The following is a 19,923-nucleotide window of genomic DNA, read 5'->3' on the forward strand; positions in this document are numbered from 1 at the left end:
ATCGGCGCAACCGCAACAGCCCGCGTCACCGCACGGCGGGTACGTGCGGGGCGCCCCTTCTTAGCACGCTCTGGCCGGCGCTGCGCCATCCCGCGACGTAAGTTTCTTTTGCGAAGCGTCTCGGGCGGTCGAGTCGCTCCCGCTCCTCTCTCCGGGCGATTCATCCCTCTCGGCATGTCCGAAGCCACGATCGATGCGCCGATCGACGAGTCGCTCCATGCGCTCGTCGAGGACTGGACCCAGGCCGAAGCGGGCCGGGCCGAGGAGCTGCATCGACTGCTCGAACCGATCGAGCAGGCCATGGCGCAACTCACCGAGTGGGCCGACCGCATCGCCGCCGCCGAAGCCTCGGAGGCTACCGCCCGCAACGAGGCCGCCTCACGCGATCAAGCCGCCGAGGACCGCCGGCGGAAACTCGAGCACGACCTGAAGCTCTCACGCACGCGGGTCGCCGAGCTCGAGAAGTCGCTCCAGGAACGCACCGCCGAACTTCTCCGCCTCCAGGCGGCCAACAACGAGCTAGCGGCGCAGCTACAAGAAATCGATGACGAAGAATCGCCCTCCGGAACCGGTGGGCCCACGACCGATCCGCCGCATGACGGCGACCTGATGTCGATCCCCGCCGACGACGCGACATTCGCGGACATCGCCGTCGAAGTCGACGGAAATGAGGGCGTCGCCGAACGATTCGCCCGCTTGCGGCGTACCTAAGGGTTTAGGGGGCCGACATTGGCGGATTCGCGCGCCGATGAGGCCTGAGCGGCCCGACTGCTAGTTTGCGATAGCAATTTTGCGATCGGCCGCGCGAACCCGCCCAACGCCTCCGGCTGTCTCTCTTCACACAACCCCGTCGTCCGCCATTTCCCGACGCCTCTCACCCGACGCCCAGCCCATGGTCGCCACCGCGCTGCCCCGCCGCATGTCGCCTCCCGCCCGGCAGGCCGAGGTGTCGCATGTCGTAGCGCCCGACGGCAGGCGGATCCCCTTCGACTCCTTGGAGCGGCTCGAGCAGCTCGACGACACGGTCTTCGCCGCCCTGTCGGGCGACCCCGCCGCGCTCGAGACGGTCCGCGCCGCGTGGCGCGAGGCGAGCGGGTCGGTCGACGCCGCGTTGCTCAACGAGACGCGCCAGCACTACATCGACCGCGCCCAGTCGCGCTGGCGTCGCAGCCAGCAGTCGCCCAGCGACCGGCTAACGCTCGGCTTCGCGGCGCTCGAGGTGCTCGCGATGCTCGACGGCTGAACCCTATCGCAATTCGCGAGCGAAGCTCTTCGCGATCACGTCGCGCCGTAGGCTGAGCTTTGCGGTCATCTCGCCGAGGTCACGGTCGAAGCCACGGCCGATCAACGCGAACGTGTGCACCTGTTCTTCGGGCGACGCGCCGGCGAGGCACGCGTCAATTACTTCACGGTAGAGCGTGCGAATCGCTTGGTGACGCAACGCGCCGCGCTTCGACCAGACCCAAAGCCGGCGGCGTTTGATCTCCGCTCGCAGCCGATCGCGGTTCGGCACAATGAGCGCCCGCAGTCCCTTCCTATCGTCACCCAAGACACACGCCTGCTCGATCCAGGGCGACGCGCCCAGCAGCGCCTCGACGCGTGACGGCGCCACGTTCTTGCCGGTCGCCAGTACGATCAGCTCCTTCTTGCGGCCGGTGATCGTAAGGAAGCCATCGCTGTCGAGTTCGCCGAGGTCGCCCGTGTGCAGCCAGCCGTCACGCAGCGCCGCGGCGGTCGCCTCGGGGTCGTTGTAATAGCCGAGCATCACGTTCGGGCCACCGACAAGAATTTCCCCATCGCTCGCGATGCAAACCTCGACGCCCGGCAGCGGCTTGCCGACCGTGCCGAGTTTGTAGGCCGTCGGCGTGTTCACGGTGACAACCGGCGACGCCTCGGTGAGGCCGTAGCCGTTGTAGAGCGGCACCCCCTCGTCAAAGAACCGCTGCTCAACACTCGGCGCGAGCGGCGCGCCGCCGCAGTAGCAGCGCTTGATCTCGCCGCCCAATAGCTCACGCAGCGACACCCTCTCCTGCTCCGCCAAGTCGATCGCCTTCTGGAAGAAGTAGGGTACGCCGTTGATGACGGTCGGCTTCACCAACTTCGCGTCACGGAAGACGGTCTTCGGGCTCTCGGCCAGCACGAGCCGCGACCCACGCACAATCCACGTATAAAGGTCGCACGTGCGGGCGTAGAGGTGCTCCATTGGCAGGAAGGAGAGCCGCAGCTCATCCCCATCGCCGCCGGAGGCTTCGCTGAGCGCGATGGCGTTCGAGGCGAGATTCTTCTCGGTGAGCATCACGCCACGCGGCTCGCCCGAGGTGCCGGCAGTCTCGACGACCACCGTCTCGAAGGGTTCCAGCCATCGCCACCACGCCTCGCCCGATAATCGGCCCTTACTGATTTCTTTCCAACGGGCCCACGCAACGACATTGCTTTCGATTCTACCCAACGCTTGCTTGTCGGCCTGCTCGTCGCGAACGGCGTCGATAAGCTCGGCGATCGTCGGGGTAATGGCCGGCACAATTCGCTACTAGGAAGGCCCACGAATCACGCGAATAAGCGCGAATCGCTCATTCGCGTCGATTCGTGTGATTCGTGGGCAGCAAAAAAACTAAGCGCGGAGCTTGCCGCCGAGCTCGCTCTCCAGCGCCGCGACGATGCGGCCGATCACCGCGTCGGCTTGGTCGCTTGTGAGCGTTCCTTCGGTTGAACGGAGCTGCACGCGGAAGACAACGCTCTTCTTGCCCTCGCCCAGCTGCTTCGCGTCGCGGAAGCTGTCGTCGGTGAACGCAATCTGCTCCGCCAACTCGCCGCCGGCTGTCCGCGCGGCCGACTCGATCGCGGCCCACGGCGTCGACTCCTCGACAACAATGTTGAGGTCCCGCGCCACCGGCGGGTAGCTCGACAGCGGGCTTGTTTGGCGGACCAGCTCGGCGGCGGCGGCCAGCACGCCCAGGTCGAGCTCGGCGACCGAAGCCGGGCCACGCAAACTAAAACGCTCGCGGCCGGCGGGGCTCACGTCGCCGAACAGGCACAGCGGCACGCCACCTAGCAGCAGGCCGGCGCTGCGCGACGCGTCGAGCAGCGCCCCTTCGTCGGGGCCGCGGGCTGGGGTGACCGTCAGCTCCGCCCCGGGCGCGACCGACGCCGCCAAGCTTTCGAGCACGCCCTTCAGTTCCGAGTAACCGCCGCCGGAAGTAATAGCGAGCACCCGCTTCTCGGCCGGCAGCTCTCCCTCCTGCGGCAGATAGACCTTGGCGATCTCGAACAGCTCGACCACGGGGTTCGAGAGCGTCTCGTTCGTACGGCGGCACGCCAGTAGGCTCGGCGCGACGCTCTGCCGTAAGACGTTCGCCCGCCGCAGCACGGCCATGCCGGTCGATAGCGAACCGCCGCTGCCGTCCGACCAGGGAGCGAAACCGTCGGCCAGCTCGGGCTCGACCGCGCTGAGGGTGTACGCCTCGTCGAAACCGGCGCCGGCCAGCAATGCGCGGACCTGGTCGAAGACGTGGTCTTCGCGATGCTTCGCCGAGGGGAAGATCGGGAGCGTCGTCGCGGCGGGGATCTTGTCGTAGCCGTGGATGCGGGCGACTTCTTCGATCAGGTCGCACTCGCGCGTCAGGTCGGCCCGCCAGGTTGGCGGCACGACCTTTACGCAGTGGTCGCAGTTGTGGATCTCTTCGCAACCGAGGTCGATGAGGATCTTGCGTACTTCGTCGGACGAAACCTCAACGCCAAGCAACCGCGAGATCTGCGGGTAACGCAGTTTGACGTGGTCGCGGCCCTCGTCGAAGACGCGCTCGGTCGGCTGGTTGTCGATGTCGATGACCCCTTCGCAGAGCTCACCGCCGGCCAGTTCGAGGATCAACTCGCAGCAGCGGCGGCTCGCCCAATCGATGCCCTGCGGATCGACGCCGCGCTCGAAGCGGTAGCTCGACGGGCTCTGCAGCACGTGCCGTCGCGCGGCGGCGCGGACGGCGAGCGGAGCGAAGTCGGCCGCCTCGATCAGGACGTCGGTCGTCGTGTCCGAGACCTCGGTGTCGGCGCCCCCCATCACGCCGCCAAGGGCGACGGGGCGCTTCGCGTCGGCGATGACGACCTCGTCGCCGGTGAGCCTGTACTCTTTGTGATTGATCGCGGTGAATGGCTCGTCCTTCACCGCTTGGCGAACGACGATCTTGCCGCCATGCAGCTTCGCAAAGTCAAACGCGTGCAGCGGCTGGCCGATCTCCATCATCACGTAGTTCGTGATATCGACAACGTTGTTGATCGTCGCGACGCCGATCGTCTTCAAGCGGTTCTGGAGCCACTTCGGGCTCGGGCCGATCTTCACGCCCTTGATTAGCCGGGCCGTGTAGCGGGGGCAGAGCTCGTGGCAGTTGACCGTGACGCTGGTCTCGGTGGCGACCGATTTTGCGCTGGAGGCCGATCCGCTTACTGTCGTGCGAGGCTGGACGCCATCCGCGTTGGTGAGCGGTTCGGGGCGCTTTAGTTGCTGGCCGAAGAGGACGGCGACCTCGCGTGCGACACCAATGTGGCCGAGGCAATCGGGGCGGTTGCTGGTGACCTCGAGGTCGATCGCGGTGTCGTCGCCGACGGCGTGGAACTCTTCGAGGTTCAGGCCCGCGAGCGTCAGACGCTCGGTCAGCTCCTCGATCGACTTCGGGAGTGCGACGTAGTCGGCGAGCCAGTCGGTTGAAACGATCATTGGATTAACCGCGGAGTACGCGGAGGACGCGGAGAAGGCTTAGGAGTCACCCCTTTGCGTCCTCCGCGAACTCCGCGGTGAATCGATTTCAAAACTGAGCTAAGAACCGTACGTCGTTCGCGTACAGATCGCGGATGTCGGTGATGCCGTGTTGCCGCATGCAGATGCGTTCGATGCCGAGGCCGAAGGCGAAGCCGGTTACTTGCTCGGGGTCGTAGCCAACGGCCCGCAGCACGTTGGGGTCGACCATGCCGGCGCCGCCGATCTCCATCCACTTGCCGTCGTGCCAGATGTCGCACTCGACACTCGGCTCGGTGAACGGGAAGAAGCTCGGACGGAAGCGGACCTCTATGGGCTCGCTACTCTCCAGACCGAAGTACGACTGCCAGAACATCTGCAGCACGCCCTTCAGGTCGGCCATCGTCACGCCCGGCGCGATGCAGAGGCCTTCGATCTGGTGGAACATCGGGTAGTGCGTCGCGTCGGCCGTGTCGGGGCGGTAGACGCGGCCGAGCGAGACGATCCGCACGGGGGGCGGGTCGTCCCCCTCGGCGGTGGCGGCGATGGCGGCCTCCATCGTGCGGATCTGCACCGTGGAGGTTTGGCTGCGGAGCAGGAGGGGTTTGCCGTCGGGGCCGAGGGCGGGGGCGGGTTCGGCCGGGGTCGAGGACGACTCGGCTCGCTGCGCGACTGAGAGGTAGAAGTTGTCGAGGGGGTCGCGCGCGGGGTGGACTTCGGGGATGTTCAGCGCGACGAAGTTGTGCCAGTCGTCTTCGATCTCGGGACCCTCGACGGCGGTGAAGCCGAGGCGGCCCATGATCTCCTTCATCCGCTCGATCGTCTGCGTGATCGGGTGGAGTCGGCCACGGCGGAGCGGGCGGCCGGGGAGCGTGATGTCGAAGGCGTCTTGAACGCCCGTCGAAGCGCCCGAGTCGAGCCGCGTCTTGGCGGTCTCGAAGGCGGTTTCAATGGCGCCCTTCACCGCGTTGAGCTTCTGCCCCGCGGCCGGCTTGTCGGCCTTATCGACGCCCCCCATCCCCTTCTGGATCGCCTTGAGGCGGCCCGCTTTGGCGCCGAGGAACTCGACGCGCGCCGCTTCGAGCGCCTCGCCGTCAGCCGCCGCGCCGAACGCCTGGGCGGCGTCGGACTCGAAGGCTTCGAGGTCGGCGAGGAAGTCAGCGAGGGCCACGGCGGGGACCTAGGCGGAGTCAGAAGCGGAGCGGGGCGTGGGGGCACTCCCGGCGCTGGCGCTTAGGGCTCCCGCCCACGGAATGGTCAACCAAGCGAGGGGCCGGGAGCCCTAAGCGCCAGCGCCGGGAGTTTCAGCGCGAACAACCTCAGACCGCAACCGCTTCGCGGGCCTTGTGGTCGGCGGCGACCTGGGCGGCGCGCTCGTCGTCCTTCTTCTTCATGTGGGTCTCGCACTGGGCGAACACCACGTCGAAGGCGGCCGGGTCGTGGATCGCCATCTCCGAGAGGCTCTTGCGGTCCAGCGCGATCTCGAGCGTGTTCAGGGCGTTGATGAACTCGCTATAGCGACGGCCACGCTGCCGGCAAGCGGCGTTGAGACGCGTGATCCAGAGGCGGCGGAACTCACGGGCGCGGACCTTACGGTCGCGGTATGAGTAAGCGCCCGACCGCACGAGCGTCTCTTTGACGGTGCGGATGCACTTGCTGCGGGCTCCGACGTTGCCCTTGGCGGCCTTGAAGAGACGCTTCTTACGCTGGTGGCGCGAGGCGCCGTTGGTTGTCCGCATGGCGGAACTCCGGGTTGTGCTCAGCCCAGGCCGCGGGGGGTGACCTTTCGGTCAAGAACCCGCTGTTTTAACGCCCGGCCAGCTTGGTGACGTTGGGGAGGGGCGAGGGACTCAGGGACGGGGGACGAGGGGGTTTCCGTTTCCCCCTCGTCCCCCGTCCCTAGCCTCTCGGCCCTTATCAGTATCCGTTGCCCGCCAACACCTCGGCAATCTTCTTCGAGTTGCTGTCGTTGGTGGTGTCGGTGCCGCGCAGGTTGCGCTTCCGCTTCTGCGTCATGCGGGCGGCCAGGTGGCTCGTGCCGGCCATGCGGTGCTTCGCCTTGCCGCTGGCGGAGAGGCGGAACCGCTTTTTGGACGCTTTGTGGGTCTTTTGCTTCGGCATAACAGCAGTGCTCCTAGGCCCGTGGGCCCCCGGAAATGACGGTAATGGTCTCGCGAGCCCCGCAGGATAGCGGCTCCGCGGGGGCGGGGGAAGGGCCAAAACCACGGCGGGCGAAGGGCGGCCCTGCGTTCTATCGACGCCCCCGGCCGCCCAATTTGACCGGAAATCCCCCGGCCAAGAGGCGTGGGGTGGCGTCGGTGGTTGAAACACTCCCCCCGCGCGCCCAAGATAACGGCCGCTCGACAGGCGGGCCGGCTCCGAAAGTGGGGCGCGGCCGGACTCAAATCTCTAATCTCTCTTCCAGAAAAACGGCAGGCGGCGATGATCGCATTCGGTCCGCGCGGGGCGGTATTGGTGTTGGGTTCGCTGCTGGCCCTCGCGGCGGCGGCCTCGCCGGCCCCCGCCCAGGAGATCACCACAGCGGACCTCGCCGCGGGCGTCGAGGAGGCGAAGCTCGCCGGCCACAACGCCTGGATGCTCACCAGCTGCGCCCTGGTCCTGTTCATGACCGTGCCGGGGCTGGCGATGTTCTACGGCGGCCTCGTCCGGCGTAAGAACATTCTCAGCGTGCTCATGCAGTGCCTCTTCTTGATGGGCCTGATGACCGTTCTCTGGGCCCTGTACGGCTACTCGCTCGCCTTCGGCGGCGACGGCGCCGACAACCCGTACATCGGCAACGGGCAGTACCTGTTCATGAACGATGTCGCCCGCACGTGGGACGCCGAAGCGGGCGCCGCGGTTGAGCCGATGGAGGGCGCCATCCCCCGGCTGACGCACATGGCCTTCCAAGGCATGTTCTTCATCATCACCCCGGCGCTGATCTGCGGCGCGTTCGCCGAACGGATGAAGTTCTCCGCGATGGTGCTCTTCAGCATCCTCTGGGGGACGCTGGTCTACTGCCCGCTCTGCCACTGGGTGTGGGACGGCGGCATCCTCGCCTACGGCGGCGAGAAGTCGTGGGGCAACGGCGCCCTCGACTTCGCCGGCGGCACCGTCGTGCATATCAGCTCGGGCGTCTCGGCCCTCGTCTGCGCCATGCTGATCGGCCGCCGCAAGGGCTTTGGGCACGAGGACATGCGGCCGCACAACCTCACCTACACGGCGATCGGCGCCGGCATGCTTTGGGTTGGCTGGTTCGGCTTCAACGCCGGTAGCGAACTCGCCTCGGACCACCTCACCAGCAGCGCGTTCGTTGTCACCCACTTCGGCGCCGCGGCGGGCGTGCTCACTTGGTCGTTCTACGAGTGGCTGACGCGCGGCAAGCCGAGCGTGCTGGGCGCCGCGTCGGGCGCGGTGGCAGGCCTCGTCTGCGTGACGCCGGCGGCCGGCTTCGTCTCGCCGATGTCGGGCCTGATCATGGGCGCCGCGGGCGGGATCGTTTGCGCCTACGCCGTCGGACTCAAGGGCAAGTTTGGTTACGACGACGCGCTCGACGCCTTCGGCGTGCACGGCGTCGGCGGCACCCTCGGCGCCATCCTGACGGGGGTCTTCGCCACCCGCGCCGCGTGGGACATCGGCGAAGGCAAACCGCTCGGCCTTATCGAGGCCGCCTCGTACGGCGAGTCGGTTATGGGGGGCCAGCTCTGCGCCACGTCGGTGACTTGGCTCTTCAGCATCGTGGCGACCTTCGTCATCCTCAAAGTGCTCGACGCGACCATCGGCCTCCGCATCGACGACGAGGGCGAGCGCAAGGGCCTCGATATCGCCGACCACGAGGAAGAGGGGTACCTGTTCTAGGTCCCTTCGTTTCTTCGATTGAAGAACGGCTCTTCGATAGAAGAACGGCCCGACAATCGCGATTTCTCGAGCCGCGCATGGAGTAAGCGGAGCGGTCCGCAGCGCTCTCCGCTTACTCCGTGCGCGGTTCGAGCTCTGTGCGCGGCTCGAAAAACCCTGATTCGCGCACCGTCGGTGGAAGCCCAACCGCTGCGCGGCTAGACTCGCCCTACTCTTTACCCCTCTTTTCTCGACGCGGAGAAGCGGCGATGGCTGACGCGAAGGGCATTCGCTCGATCGATACAGTGATGCACGAGGAACGGCTGTTCCCTCCCCCTGCCGAATTCTCCGCCAAAGCGCGGATCAAGTCGCTCGAAGAGTACGAAGCCCTCTGGAACCAAGTCGCCGCCGACCCGGTCGCTTACTGGGAGAAGACCGGCCGTGACGAGCTGCACTGGTTCGAGCCCTTCACGCAGACCCTCGACTGGCAAGAGCCCTTTGCCAAGTGGTTCGTCGGCGGCAAGACCAACGCCTCGTACAACTGTCTCGACAAGCAGATCGCCGAGGGCCGCGGCGACAAGCCGGCGATCCTTTTCGAGGGCGAGCCGGGCGACACCCGTACGATCACCTACACCGAGCTGTACAAGCTCGTCTGCAAGTTCGCCAACGCACTGAAGTCGCTCGGCGTCGAGCAGGGCGACCGCGTCTCGATCTACATGCCGATGACGCCCGAGCTGGTCGTCGCGATGCTCGGCTGCGCGCGGATCGGGGCGGTCCACTCGGTGATCTTCGGCGGCTTCAGTGCCGAGGCGATCGCCGACCGCAACAACGACGCCGGCGCCGTCGCCATCATCACCGCCGACGCCGGCTGGCGGCGCGGCAAGGCGTTGCCCCTCAAGGCGACCGTCGACGAGGCCCTCAAGAAGAGCCCGACCGTCAAGCACTGCATCGTGCTGCAGCGCGTCAACGAGGCGGTCGAGTGGACCGAGGGCCGCGACCATTGGTGGCGCCACCTAATGGCCGACGCGTCGGAGGACTGCCCCGCCACGCCGCTCGACAGCGAGGCGCCCCTCTTCATCCTCTACACGTCGGGATCGACCGGCAAACCGAAGGGGATCCTCCACACCACCGCCGGCTATAACCTGTGGGCCAAGAAGACGTTCGAGTGGGTCTTCGACCACCGGGACGACGACGTCTATTGGTGCACCGCCGACTGCGGCTGGATCACCGGCCACAGCTACGTCACCTACGGTCCCCTCTCCGCCGGCGCCACCTGCGTCATCTACGAAGGCGCGCCCGACTATCCTGAGAAGGACCGGTTCTGGGAGATCGTCGAAAAGTACAAGGTGTCGCTCTTCTACACGGCGCCGACCGCCATCCGCGCCTTCATTAAGTGGGGCGATGAGCATGTCGAGAAGCACGACCTGTCGAGCCTGCGCGTGCTCGGCACCGTCGGCGAAGGGATCAATCCGCAGGCGTGGATGTGGTACCACGAGACGATCGGCGGCGAGCGCTGCCCGATCGTCGACACGTGGTGGCAGACCGAGACCGGCGGCATCATGATGTCGCCCCTGCCGGGCGCGATCGCCACCAAGCCGGGCAGCTGCACCAAGCCCTTGCCGGGCGTCATCCCCAAGATCATCGGCGAGGACGGCGAGGAGTGCGGACCCGACCAGGGGGGCATGTTCACCATCGCCCACCCCTGGCCCGGCATGCTCCGCGGCATCTGGGGCGACGAAGAGCGCTACAAGGACGTCTATTGGTCGAAGGTCCCGGGCAAGTACCTCGCCGGTGACAACTCGCGCTGCGACCGCGACGGCTACTACTGGATCATGGGCCGCATCGACGACGTGCTCAACGTCTCGGGCCACCGCCTCTCGACGATCGAAATCGAGTCGGCGCTGGTCAGCCACCCGGCCGTCGCCGAAGCCGCCGCCGTCGGCCGCCCCCACGAGCTGAAGGGCGAAGCGGTCGCCGTCTTCGTGATGCTGAAGAGCGCCGCACCGACCGAAGCGCTCCGCCAAGAGCTGAAGCAACACGTCCGCAAAGAGATCGGCGCGCTAGCCCAGCCCGACGACATCCGCTTCACCAACTCGCTCCCCAAGACACGCAGCGGCAAGATCATGCGGCGGCTCCTGCGCGACATCGCCGCCGGCAAAGAAGCGGTGGGAGATACGAGCACGCTCGAGGATTACAGCGTGCTGGCGAGTTTGCGGCAGGATGAGGAGTGAGCGCGCTTGACGTCATGGACCCACCGAGATGGTGAAAGCCTCAAAGACAACGTTGGGGCTGTGATTACGCTCGGCGTCGTCGTCCCCGGCCTCCTCGCATTGCACACGGCGTACTGTTTAGCAGTTGGGTCGGTGCTCTGCTTTCGTGGTGGGAATGGCTTCGAGAAATGCAACCTAGTTTGGGCGGACGACTCGGTCCGGTTCACCTTCTGGCTTGCGTTCCAAACGGCGGTTGCCGTCGGCGCCTTTTCTTGGTTCTTTCTTGCCAACCGGCTGCGTTGGGAGCGCTACGCTGAAACGGGGGTACTCGGTGCTTGTGTGATCTTGGTTGCCGGCATCGTTCTGTCGATTCTTTACGCCGTGTGGTAAGCGGGAAGGAATGTTAGGTGTTTTTACCCAGCCCTCACGATGTCGCACAGAAAAGCGGCGTGGCAAGCGGCTCATCGAGTGACGCTTCTGGGTTATGCTGGGTAATCTCTATTAGCGAAACCGTCTCCTAAAGAGTTGTTCAGATGATCCGCATCCTTCTCTGCGCCGTAGCGTCACTAACCTTCGCAGCTAACGAATCCGTCGGGCAAGTCAGCTTACGCACGGTGGCATTGTCCGGCACCCAGGCGCCAGGACTTCCAACTGGCGTGAAGTACTCGGACTTTATCGATTCACATACTTACAGCGAGGGGAGTACCGTATTCACCGCGCATCTGTTGGGACCAGGGATTAATACAGACAACAACAATGCGATGTTCGCCGATCGCAATCACGACGGGATTTCGCTTATCATGCGAAAGGACGACCAAGCCCCCGGCTTTCCGGAAGGCGTCAGGTACGCCATGTCCGGGCCGCCTCACGTCAACAGCTCGGGGCAGATCGCGTTTCACGCTAGATTGTATGGCATCGGCGTCAATTTACTCAATGATGACGCCATCTTCAGTGATATCGGAGGGGAGGCCCTTCACTTGGTTGCTCGCAGTCGAGATCAAGTCGACGGTTTGCCTGAAGGAATCGCGTTCGAAACGATCCCTCGTTCAGCCAATACCCTGCGATTGAATAGCGAAGGTCGTATAGCGATCAACTCAACACTAGCTGTCGATCAACCATTTCGCGGCTCCGTCCTCCGAACAAAAAATGACGGTGAGTTTGAGCTGCTAGCTAGCAGCCTGGACCTGATCCCGGGAACTCAAGATGAGCAGTACTTGATTTTTCGTGAGTTGCAATTCAGCAATGGTGGGAACATTGCTTTCCTAGCGGTTACTTCCTCACCCGATTCGTCATCGGAGGTTCTCATCAGCGATCGCGGAAACCAGGGTCTACAAGAGATTGTGCGACGCGGCGATCAGGCGCCTGGCTTGCCAACCGGCGTTACGATGAAGGGCGTGGAGCCTGGAAGCGTCCGGCTGAACGATACCGGCGACATCGTATTCGCTGCGTCCTTGAGAGACGATGCGAATCCTTCGAACTACGACACAGCGATCATCCGCAGTGACGACAGTGGCAGCTCAAGTCTCATTGCACGTCGACAAACGCAGGTTCAGGGATTAGCGGCCGGAGTACTCTACGGCACACTACAGACTCGATACGGCATTCAGCTCAACGACAGCGGCCAAGTCGCTTTTGTCACAAGCTTACTTGGTGATGACGTGGATAACTCAAACCAGTTCGCGATTGTGAGAGGCACTTCGACTTCTGATACGACGGTGATCGCGCGAACAGGAAACCAAGCACCCGGGCTGCCACTCGGCGTTACCTTCGCCCAATTTGAATCGGACAGCTTAAGAATAAATAACACCGGTACGACCCTCTTTCACGCATTTCTGGGCGACGGTGATTCCGTCGGTCAGGGAATCTTTGCTGCAAATCCACAGGGAGAAGTCTTTCCCGTCGTTTCAACGTTTCAGATGATCGACGTAGACAACGACCCCCAAGGTTCTGACTTACGTCAGATCTCGATGTTGTACAAATCGCTGACGATCGGAGACGCATTTAGCGATTTGGGGGCGTTTTCGTTCCAGGCAAAGTTCACCGACGGCCTAGGCGCCCTCTTCACAGGTCAGATCACGACCCCACTCCCCGGCGACTATAACTCGGATGGCGTCGTCGACGCCGCCGACTACACCGTCTGGCGAGATAACCACGGGTCGACCACTTCCCTCGCGGCCGACGGGGATGGCGACCGCACCATCGGCGAAGGCGACTACGCCGTTTGGTCGCAACACTACGGCGCAAACGGGTCCGGGGGCGTCACCCCCGTTCCGGAGCCGACCGCCGCGGCTCTTTTGGCGATCGGCTGGTTAGCCGCCTCTCGTCGCCACGGCCGCGACGCCTGAACGGTGTTGTCGACGGACACGGTCTGAATGCCGGTACTCGTCGGCACGGCGTGAACCGCTGCTGCCAAAACGGCGCGAGAAATAGTTTCACCCTCCCCCTCGATTCGGGTAGGCTCTCACCACGGCGGCAGGTGGCCCGAGCGAGGGCCCCGCGCGTCGCTTTTCTTGAGCCCCTAAATAGGAGGCGGACCGCGATGAGCTCAGCAATCATCTCGCTGTTGATCCAACTCGTTAGCGGAGCGGCCGGCGGCAATGTCGTCGGCGCCTTGCTGAAGAACCTGCCGATCGACAAGATCCTCGCCACGGTGCTCGGCGCCGTCGGCGGCGCCGGTGGCGGCGCGCTCGCCGCCTACATCCCCGCTATCGCCGAGTTGCTCGGGCTCGGTGGCGGCGACCCGAACCTCGCCGGAGCGGCCGGTGCGGGAGCCGGCGGCGGCGCGATCTTGACGCTCATCGTCGGCCTCATCAAGAAAGCGATGGCGAGCCAATCCCCGCAAGCCTAACGGCGCAAGACAAGCAACTTTTGCAGACGGCGACGCGATGCGATTCGGTTTCAGCCTGAAAGGGTTCTTGATCGCAACCCTCGTCGTCGGCTGTGGCGGCGGGATGATGCTGCGCCTCTTGCGGCACGACCCGAGAACGTTTCAGTCGATTGTAATGGCGGTCTCGACGGCGGGCGCCCTCCTAGTCTTGCTCGCCGGGGCGTTGTGGAGCGCCGTCCGCAAGCGGAGTCGCTGGGAGGGGCCGCGCTGTGCGGCCTGCACCGAACCGCTCCGCGACGCGACGCCGGCCGACGCCGTGGCGTGCACCGCATGCCGACAGCCGATCACACGGCTCGATCAGTTACGCTTCGACGCGCCGCCGAAGCGGGACCGGCGTTTGTTGGCGTGCCTCGCCGCGGCGGTGCTGCTGCCGATAGTTGGGGGAGTGACCAACGCCGTCTGCTTTCCGAGGGGACGGATCTACGCCCCGATGACCACCAAAGTGCTCATCGATCAAGAGCTCGCTAAGAATGTCGACACGCCGTGGGTCTGGCGCGAGTTACAAGAGCGGTCCGCGAAGGGGGACTTGGACGAGGAAGACGCCGACGCGGTTGTCCGGAAGGTGGCGGATTGGGCGCGGTCTCAAAACGCTCTCGGACAGGGGATCCACCTCGCATGGGGACGGGGCCTGATCACCGACCCCGGCTTCCACGCAAAGGTCTCGGAGGCGGCGCTGGTCGAACTCGCTGAGGCGTTCTTTGAACTGACCGTGAAGGTGTCGGTGCGGCAGTCGCGCCCCGATCACCACCATATTGAAATCGTTGTCGGCAGGAAAACGCCTGGCATGACCAACGATATCGGCGTGCAGCCGACTTGGGACCTTGTCCGTCTGCGGGTCGATGGCAAGCCGGCAACCACTACCCCCATCCCGGGTCAGTGGACGACTCACCCCGGCGGATACGTCGTCGAAGTCGCCGGCTTGAAGCCGGGACAGGTGATCGAGGCCGAGGTGGAGATCGCCCTGTTCCGTGGCGTGACCGATCTAATTGGCTTCCAAGCGGCGCCCCAGTCCGCACGTGACGGATGGGCCAAGCCCCTGAAATCTTGGTCCGCCGACGCGAAAGCGACCGTGAAGCCGTAGGGCCGTGTGAAGCCGTATGGAACGTCGAGCGACTCCTACGGCGCCGCCTGCCGATCGAGCCGCCAATTCTGCCGGCCGCTAGGGAGCATCACCGACACGGACCCCCATCCCTGCGTGAGCGCGTCGAGTGTCGTCGCGAAGACGACGCCCGGCGACCCTTCGAGCGACCAGCTGGCGTCGCCGCTCGCTTGGTCCACCACGCCCCTCACGTTCTGCGTCACGCCGGTGATCTGGTCGTCAAAGACGCCGCGGAGTCGCGCGTCGCGGTCGATCGAAAGCTGCACGAACTGCGTCGCCGCGGCGCCCGGCTGCGGCTTCAGCTCGAAGACGCCGAGCGACAGCCACTCGTCATCGACGGATGTCGGTGCGACCGACCCGACGGGGTCGTCGGCCTGCTCTTCGACGTTCGTGTAAACGACCGTCGTGTCGGACGATGACTCGACGGGGTACGACGCGCCGGCCGGCTGGCCAGCGAGCCAAGCCGTCACTCCCGCCGCCGTGGCGACGACCGCCGCGTCGGCGTGCGGGTGCGTCGCCTGCCAAGCGTTGGGGTGCTGGGCGTACCAGGCGGGGCTGAACGCCTGCGGACTCGACGGCAGGTGGGTCGCCGCGGCCTGCGCGCTCTGGCCATAGCGTGCGGACGCGGCGCCTCTCGCCGCCGCTTGCCCGCCGCTGCCCAGCCACTGCTGCGCCTGAGCCGGATTGACCGGTTTGGCCCGGCCGCCGAGCGCCTGCTGCGTGGTTGCTGGGAGCGACCGCGGCGCCGACGCGCCGCCGGAGAATCCCCCCGTCGGCCGCGCCGACGGCGTCAACGACCGGGCCGCCCCCGCTGCGCCGCGTCCGGCCCCTCCCCGGGGCCCGCGAGCGACGCCATCGGCCGACATCGTCAGCACCAGAGCGAGGGACAGCGGACCGATCAACCAACGACACGCGAACAGCCGCATCGGCAAAGCCTTGGACGGAGGAGACGAGGGCGCGGACGCCCGAGACGTCCGCACGGCCCAGCGAGGTCCGCGGGCCATCTGAAACCTACGTCACTCCCCGGCCCCAGGCCGGATCGCTCCCTCAGAAAATCCTGCTTTCGCGCCTGCGGCCGACGATCATTGGCGTGCCGGCCTTATTCGGCAGATCAGCCGCAGATCATCGGCGACCGACTGCGGGCGAATCCAAGCTCGGCAAGGAGCTCGTACTGCGCGTACTTGCCGACCACCTCGCCGGTCGTCTCGGCGGAGAACTTCTCGACGATCTTCGCGCGGTCACCTTCGATCGTCCGCACCGAAACGTCCAGGGACCGGGCGATCGCCTTGTTGAGCTGACCGCCGACGATGGCCTGCAGGACCGTCCGCTCGCGCGACGAGAGCTGTTCGACGGCGGCGCCGATCTGTTGGAACCGCCGACGCACCTTCGCCTGGACGAGGTCTAACTCGACCGCCTTGTCGATCGCCCTGAAAAGCTCGTCCTGCTGGAAGGGCTTCTCGAGCAGCGTCACCGAGCAACGCTCCATAAAGCGAACCGCCGTCGGGACTTCGGACTGGCCGATCGTCACCACCATCGGCGTGGCGTCGACCTGATTCGCGAGCCGCTCTTGCAGCTCGTGGCCGCTGATCCCCGGCAGTTCGTAGTCGACCACCAGGCACCCGGGACGCGACGCGGCCCCGGCGGCGAGGAACTCGTCGGCCGTCGCGAAGGCCTGACAGCGAAAGCCACGCTGTACAATAAGATCGGCGAGCGAGCCCCGCGAAGACGCGTGGTGTTCAACGACGTAAATGGTCGGCCGCGGCCGATCGATTTCGGCGCTCCCCGACGGATAGAATTCGTTTTCCGACATTTGGTTGCCTGTCCTCTTACCGAATGGGCGTCGTTGCCAACGCCCCGAAGCCGTCACGACCCATTCCTCGATCACTAGCGGCTGTTAAAACACTTGCTTCCGACACTAAGAAGCACTTCTGAGGCGGTTCGAATTACGGATACCCCTAAGAATCACCGGGACAAACGACGCGATTTAACGTAAGTTGTTATCCGCAAACACGTTGGATCGAACACTCCCGAAGACTTTTCTGCTCGGATTCCCGCGCCCTATTGGTCCCAATGGGTGAAGCCACCCGCATGACGCTGTTGGACCGTGTTCGCCAGACTCAGACTGGCGAATCATGGACGGAGTTCGTCTCGGTCTACGAGGCGCTGATCTCGGCGTGGCTCCGCCAGCAGGCCCTTTCCGAGGCCGACGCGGATGACATCCGCCAGGAAGTCATGCAAACGGTGGTCCAAGAAATCGGCCGGTTCGACCACAACGGACGGCCCGGCGCCTTCCGAAACTGGTTGCGGCGAATTACGGCCAACCGCATGCGGCGGCTCTGGCAAACCCGCCAACGGCGGGCCGCCGACTATGCCGGCGCCGACTTCGGCGAAATCGCCGAGCAGCTCGAGGACGACGCGAGCCGGTTGACCCATGTCTGGGACGCTGACCACGACCGATTTGTTCTCAACCGGCTTATCGGCATGCTCAACGGCCGGTTCTCGCCGACGAGCCTAGCGGCGTTCCGACGCCTAGCGATTGGCCAAGAAGACCCCGCGCTGGTCGCCAACGACCTAGGCATGACGATCGGCGCCGCCCGCGTCGCGCAGCATCGGGTGCTCCGCGCGCTCAAAGACTTGGGCGAGGGGCTGATCGACGTATGAGTCCCGAGAACCAGGGCCCGCTGCCCGACGCGATCCATCCCGATGACGCGACGCTCGCTTCGTGGATAGACGGTGAATTGCCGGTCTCGATGGCCGAACGCCTCGAGTCCCACCTCGAGGTCTGCGATGAATGCGCTACGCGGCTCGACGCCTTCTACGCGCAGCCCGACCCCTTCCTGCAGAAGCTCCGGGGCGCGGCGGGGCTGACCGTCGACGGCGACCCGCTCGGCGCCACCGCAAAGTCGAGTGACTCCAACTTGATGTTCGGCGCGCTCGCTCTGCAGGCGGGTCTGGTCACGCCCCAGCAACTCGCCGACGCGTGTGTGCTGTGGGCGACCCACGGCGGGATGCCCCTCTCCGACCTCATGGTCGAGCAGGGCTGGCTCAGCCAGGCGGCTTGCAAGTCGGTTCTCTCCCTGCTGGCGGCCCGGCTCGATCGGCCCCGGACCCGCGGTTCGGCCGAGACGCTTTCGGGACGCGATCCCGCCGGGCTCGGCATCACCGACACGATGACCCTCGCGCCGCTCTCCGCCGAGCGGATGAAGCTGACCCACCTCCACTCGCAGGGGGGCATCGGCCAGGTGTGGCGCGCTCAAGACACCCTGTTGGGCCGCGAGGTGGCGCTCAAAGAGCTCCTGCCCGAGCTGCGGGGTTCGCGGCGGCACCGCGAGCGGTTCTTCCGCGAGGCCCGCGTCGCGGCGCAACTCAACCACCCGGGAACCGCCCCGGTCTACGAGTACCGCGAGGAGGGGGGCCGCTGCTACTACACGATGCGGTTCTACTCGGGGCGGACCCTTACCGAAGCGATCCGGCAGGCCCACAAGGTGCGGGCCGACGAGAACCCGAACGAGTCGTTCAAGCACCTCTTCCCGCTGCTCGAGCAGTTCCTGGCGGTCTGCGACACCATCGCCTACGCCCACTCGAAGGGGATCGTCCACCGCGACCTCAAGGGAGAGAACATCGTCCTCGGCGAGTACGGAGAGGTCACCGTCATCGACTGGGGACTCGCCAAGTCGATCGCCGGCCGCACCGGCGGCGTCACCCTCAATCGGGACAAGGACAGCAACAGCCCGACCATCGACGGCGAGCGTCTCGGCACCCCCGGCTACATGGCCCCGGAACAGGCCCGCGGCGACCTCGCGGCGATCGACGAGCAGACGGACGTCTACGGACTCGCCGCCGTCCTGTACGAAGTCCTTGCCGCGCGGGCGCCCTTCTCGGGCGAGACGGCCAACGAGGTGATGCATCGCGTCGAGACCAAGCCCCCGGTCCGCCCCAGCGCGCTCTTCCCCGACACGCCCGACGACCTCGAGGCGATCTGTCTCAAGGGCCTCTCTAAACGTAAAGAAGACCGCCACGCCTCGGCAATTGAGTTGCGTGACGCCGTGCGCGACTGGCTGACGCACCAACTGAAACAGCGGCACGAGCAAGAACGGCAAGCCAAGTTCTTTTCGCTGTCTCACGACCTATTCCTCGCCGTCGACGAGCGGGGGCACATCACGCAGGTCAATCCTGCTTACTCGCGTTTCTTCGGCTTCGACCCGCTCGGCAGTCCCGGCAAGCACTACGCCGAGAGAATACACCCGGACGACCGCGAACGGGCGGCGGCGATGCTCGATCAGCTGCGGCTCGGCGTGTCGCAGAAGGACACGGTGATTCGCACCGAAGACGCCAACGGCGTCTACCGCGCGGTCAGTTGGACCATGACCCGGGTCCCCTGCGAGCCGACGATCTACGCCGTGGGACGTCCCCTCGACGAAGAGAGCGAACGTCGGCGTCTCGCGGACGAGCGGTCGCGGTTCTTCTCGATGTCGCGTGATTTCTGCTTAACCTTCGACGAAAATTTCCGGATCACACAGATCAACAAGGCGGCGATCGAAGCGTTCGACACGACGGAGGATGTCATGATCGGCGCCGACGGTTTGGTGCTCACTCACCCTGACGATGTGGAAAGGACGCGTCTCGTCATCGCGGCGGCGCAGCGCGGCGAGTCGCAGCAAACCTCCCTGCGGGTCGTCACCCCGAAGGGCCGGCAGATCCCGACCACGTGGACGCTGACCCGGGTCCCCGGAGAGAACACCACCTACGCCGTCGGCAGGGCGCTCGATGCCGAGGCGGAACGGCGCCGCGAAGAGGAGGCCCGCGCCCGGTTCTTCGCCCTCTCGCCGAGCCTGTTTGTCATCTCGGACGAGAAGGGAAACGCCGCCCAGGTGAACCCGACCTGGACGAAACTGCTCGGCTGGGAACCCGAGGACGTGATCGGGAATCCCTTCTACGGCTTTGTCCATCCCGATGATATCGGCCCGATCTCGCGGGCCGGACGCTTGGCGCTGGTGCGGGAGCCGGTCGTCGATCTCGATGTCCGCATGCGCTGCAAAGCGGGGGGCTACAAGACCTTCGCGTTCACCCTCTGCCGCGTCCCGGGCGACCGGATCAACTACGCGATCGGCCGCGAGAAGACGCCTTCGGCATAGGGCGATTGAGGTTGGTAGATCGTTTGGTG

17 protein-coding genes are annotated in these 19,923 nt (G+C 65.5%); 10 read left to right on the plus strand and 7 right to left on the minus strand.

Annotation, left to right across the window (positions count from 1 at the left end; translation table 11 throughout):
* The first annotated feature begins 174 nt into the window (after positions 1 to 174).
* Positions 175 to 711, plus strand: coding sequence for a hypothetical protein (locus Pla108_RS08040; protein WP_146444340.1), 537 nt, complete (start codon positions 175 to 177; stop codon positions 709 to 711).
* Positions 712 to 892: 181 nt separating this feature from the next.
* Positions 893 to 1,243 carry a hypothetical protein gene (locus tag Pla108_RS08045; RefSeq protein WP_146444341.1) on the plus strand — a complete coding sequence of 117 codons (351 nt, stop codon included), beginning with the start codon at positions 893 to 895 and terminating at the stop codon, positions 1,241 to 1,243.
* 3 nt (positions 1,244 to 1,246) lie between these two features.
* Here Pla108_RS08045 and Pla108_RS08050 read toward each other — a convergent pair whose 3' ends face one another.
* The 5 genes from Pla108_RS08050 to rpmI form a co-directional block, all read right to left on the minus strand.
* The gene (locus tag Pla108_RS08050; RefSeq protein WP_146444342.1) at positions 1,247 to 2,521 is read right to left on the minus strand and encodes an AMP-dependent synthetase/ligase; all 1,275 of its coding nucleotides are present in this window, start codon (positions 2,519 to 2,521) and stop codon (positions 1,247 to 1,249) included.
* 90 nt (positions 2,522 to 2,611) lie between these two features.
* On the minus strand, positions 2,612 to 4,708 hold the full coding sequence (pheT, locus tag Pla108_RS08055; RefSeq protein WP_146444343.1) for a phenylalanine--tRNA ligase subunit beta: 2,097 nt from the start codon (positions 4,706 to 4,708) through the stop codon (positions 2,612 to 2,614).
* An 88-nt stretch (positions 4,709 to 4,796) separates the two neighbouring features.
* Positions 4,797 to 5,897, minus strand: coding sequence for a phenylalanine--tRNA ligase subunit alpha (gene pheS / locus Pla108_RS08060; RefSeq protein ID WP_146444344.1), 1,101 nt, complete (start codon positions 5,895 to 5,897; stop codon positions 4,797 to 4,799).
* Positions 5,898 to 6,045: 148 nt separating this feature from the next.
* Positions 6,046 to 6,465: a 50S ribosomal protein L20 gene (gene rplT, locus Pla108_RS08065; RefSeq protein WP_146444345.1), complete on the minus strand. Its 420-nt coding sequence runs from the start codon at positions 6,463 to 6,465 to the stop codon at positions 6,046 to 6,048.
* A 178-nt stretch (positions 6,466 to 6,643) separates the two neighbouring features.
* A complete protein-coding gene (gene rpmI / locus Pla108_RS08070) occupies positions 6,644 to 6,847 on the minus strand; it encodes a 50S ribosomal protein L35 (protein WP_146444346.1) in 204 nt (67 codons plus the stop codon).
* Positions 6,848 to 7,168: 321 nt separating this feature from the next.
* Here rpmI and Pla108_RS08075 point away from each other — a divergent pair, with 321 nt between their 5' ends.
* The 6 genes from Pla108_RS08075 to Pla108_RS08100 all read left to right on the plus strand — a co-directional run bounded on the left by Pla108_RS08075 (position 7,169) and on the right by Pla108_RS08100 (position 14,741).
* Positions 7,169 to 8,584, plus strand: a complete 1,416-nt coding sequence (locus Pla108_RS08075; RefSeq protein ID WP_146444347.1) for an ammonium transporter — start codon at positions 7,169 to 7,171, stop codon at positions 8,582 to 8,584.
* 248 nt (positions 8,585 to 8,832) lie between these two features.
* Positions 8,833 to 10,794 (plus strand): acetate--CoA ligase, encoded by a 1,962-nt coding sequence (gene acs, locus Pla108_RS08080; protein ID WP_146444348.1) that lies wholly within the window; start codon positions 8,833 to 8,835, stop codon positions 10,792 to 10,794.
* 60 nt (positions 10,795 to 10,854) lie between these two features.
* The gene (locus Pla108_RS08085) at positions 10,855 to 11,163 is read left to right on the plus strand and encodes a hypothetical protein (protein ID WP_146444349.1); all 309 of its coding nucleotides are present in this window, start codon (positions 10,855 to 10,857) and stop codon (positions 11,161 to 11,163) included.
* 143 nt (positions 11,164 to 11,306) lie between these two features.
* Positions 11,307 to 13,118 (plus strand): DUF7453 family protein, encoded by a 1,812-nt coding sequence (locus Pla108_RS08090; RefSeq protein WP_146444350.1) that lies wholly within the window; start codon positions 11,307 to 11,309, stop codon positions 13,116 to 13,118.
* A gap of 194 nt (positions 13,119 to 13,312) precedes the next feature.
* On the plus strand, positions 13,313 to 13,621 hold the full coding sequence (locus Pla108_RS08095) for a hypothetical protein (RefSeq protein ID WP_146444351.1): 309 nt from the start codon (positions 13,313 to 13,315) through the stop codon (positions 13,619 to 13,621).
* A 37-nt stretch (positions 13,622 to 13,658) separates the two neighbouring features.
* Complete coding sequence (locus Pla108_RS08100) at positions 13,659 to 14,741, plus strand: hypothetical protein (RefSeq protein WP_146444352.1); 1,083 nt, start codon at positions 13,659 to 13,661, stop codon at positions 14,739 to 14,741.
* 35 nt (positions 14,742 to 14,776) lie between these two features.
* On the opposite strand, the gene Pla108_RS08105 is transcribed toward Pla108_RS08100, so the two are convergent.
* Both Pla108_RS08105 and Pla108_RS08110 read right to left on the minus strand, forming a co-directional pair.
* The gene (locus tag Pla108_RS08105; protein WP_146444353.1) at positions 14,777 to 15,685 is read right to left on the minus strand and encodes a hypothetical protein; all 909 of its coding nucleotides are present in this window, start codon (positions 15,683 to 15,685) and stop codon (positions 14,777 to 14,779) included.
* A 185-nt stretch (positions 15,686 to 15,870) separates the two neighbouring features.
* Complete coding sequence (locus Pla108_RS08110) at positions 15,871 to 16,569, minus strand: response regulator transcription factor (RefSeq protein ID WP_146444354.1); 699 nt, start codon at positions 16,567 to 16,569, stop codon at positions 15,871 to 15,873.
* Between the two features lie 278 nt (positions 16,570 to 16,847).
* On the opposite strand from Pla108_RS08110, the gene Pla108_RS08115 reads away from it, so the two are divergent.
* On the plus strand, positions 16,848 to 17,420 hold the full coding sequence (locus tag Pla108_RS08115) for an RNA polymerase sigma factor (RefSeq protein ID WP_197526354.1): 573 nt from the start codon (positions 16,848 to 16,850) through the stop codon (positions 17,418 to 17,420).
* Entirely contained in the window at positions 17,417 to 19,894 is a 2,478-nt protein-coding gene (locus Pla108_RS08120) for a protein kinase domain-containing protein (RefSeq protein WP_146444356.1), read from the plus strand. The genes Pla108_RS08115 and Pla108_RS08120 overlap by 4 nt, the downstream gene beginning before the upstream one ends.
* Positions 19,895 to 19,923: the final 29 nt, after the last annotated feature.

This window comes from Botrimarina colliarenosi, assembly GCF_007859955.1.
GTDB classification, from domain to species: domain Bacteria; phylum Planctomycetota; class Planctomycetia; order Pirellulales; family Lacipirellulaceae; genus Botrimarina; species Botrimarina colliarenosi.

Excerpts from the sequence above, each read along its gene's own strand:
- Pla108_RS08040 (WP_146444340.1), top strand. The coding sequence starts at position 175 with ATGTCCGAAGCCACGATCGATGCGCCGATCGACGAGTCGCTCCATGCG.
- Pla108_RS08045 (WP_146444341.1), top strand. The coding sequence starts at position 893 with ATGGTCGCCACCGCGCTGCCCCGCCGCATGTCGCCTCCCGCCCGGCAG.
- pheT (WP_146444343.1), bottom strand. The coding sequence starts at position 4,708 with ATGATCGTTTCAACCGACTGGCTCGCCGACTACGTCGCACTCCCGAAG.
- rplT (WP_146444345.1), bottom strand. The coding sequence starts at position 6,465 with ATGCGGACAACCAACGGCGCCTCGCGCCACCAGCGTAAGAAGCGTCTC.
- rpmI (WP_146444346.1), bottom strand. The coding sequence starts at position 6,847 with ATGCCGAAGCAAAAGACCCACAAAGCGTCCAAAAAGCGGTTCCGCCTC.
- Pla108_RS08075 (WP_146444347.1), top strand. The coding sequence starts at position 7,169 with ATGATCGCATTCGGTCCGCGCGGGGCGGTATTGGTGTTGGGTTCGCTG.
- acs (WP_146444348.1), top strand. The coding sequence starts at position 8,833 with ATGGCTGACGCGAAGGGCATTCGCTCGATCGATACAGTGATGCACGAG.
- Pla108_RS08090 (WP_146444350.1), top strand. The coding sequence starts at position 11,307 with ATGATCCGCATCCTTCTCTGCGCCGTAGCGTCACTAACCTTCGCAGCT.
- Pla108_RS08095 (WP_146444351.1), top strand. The coding sequence starts at position 13,313 with ATGAGCTCAGCAATCATCTCGCTGTTGATCCAACTCGTTAGCGGAGCG.
- Pla108_RS08100 (WP_146444352.1), top strand. The coding sequence starts at position 13,659 with ATGCGATTCGGTTTCAGCCTGAAAGGGTTCTTGATCGCAACCCTCGTC.
- Pla108_RS08105 (WP_146444353.1), bottom strand. The coding sequence starts at position 15,685 with ATGCGGCTGTTCGCGTGTCGTTGGTTGATCGGTCCGCTGTCCCTCGCT.
- Pla108_RS08110 (WP_146444354.1), bottom strand. The coding sequence starts at position 16,569 with ATGTCGGAAAACGAATTCTATCCGTCGGGGAGCGCCGAAATCGATCGG.
- Pla108_RS08115 (WP_197526354.1), top strand. The coding sequence starts at position 16,848 with ATGACGCTGTTGGACCGTGTTCGCCAGACTCAGACTGGCGAATCATGG.
- Pla108_RS08120 (WP_146444356.1), top strand. The coding sequence starts at position 17,417 with ATGAGTCCCGAGAACCAGGGCCCGCTGCCCGACGCGATCCATCCCGAT.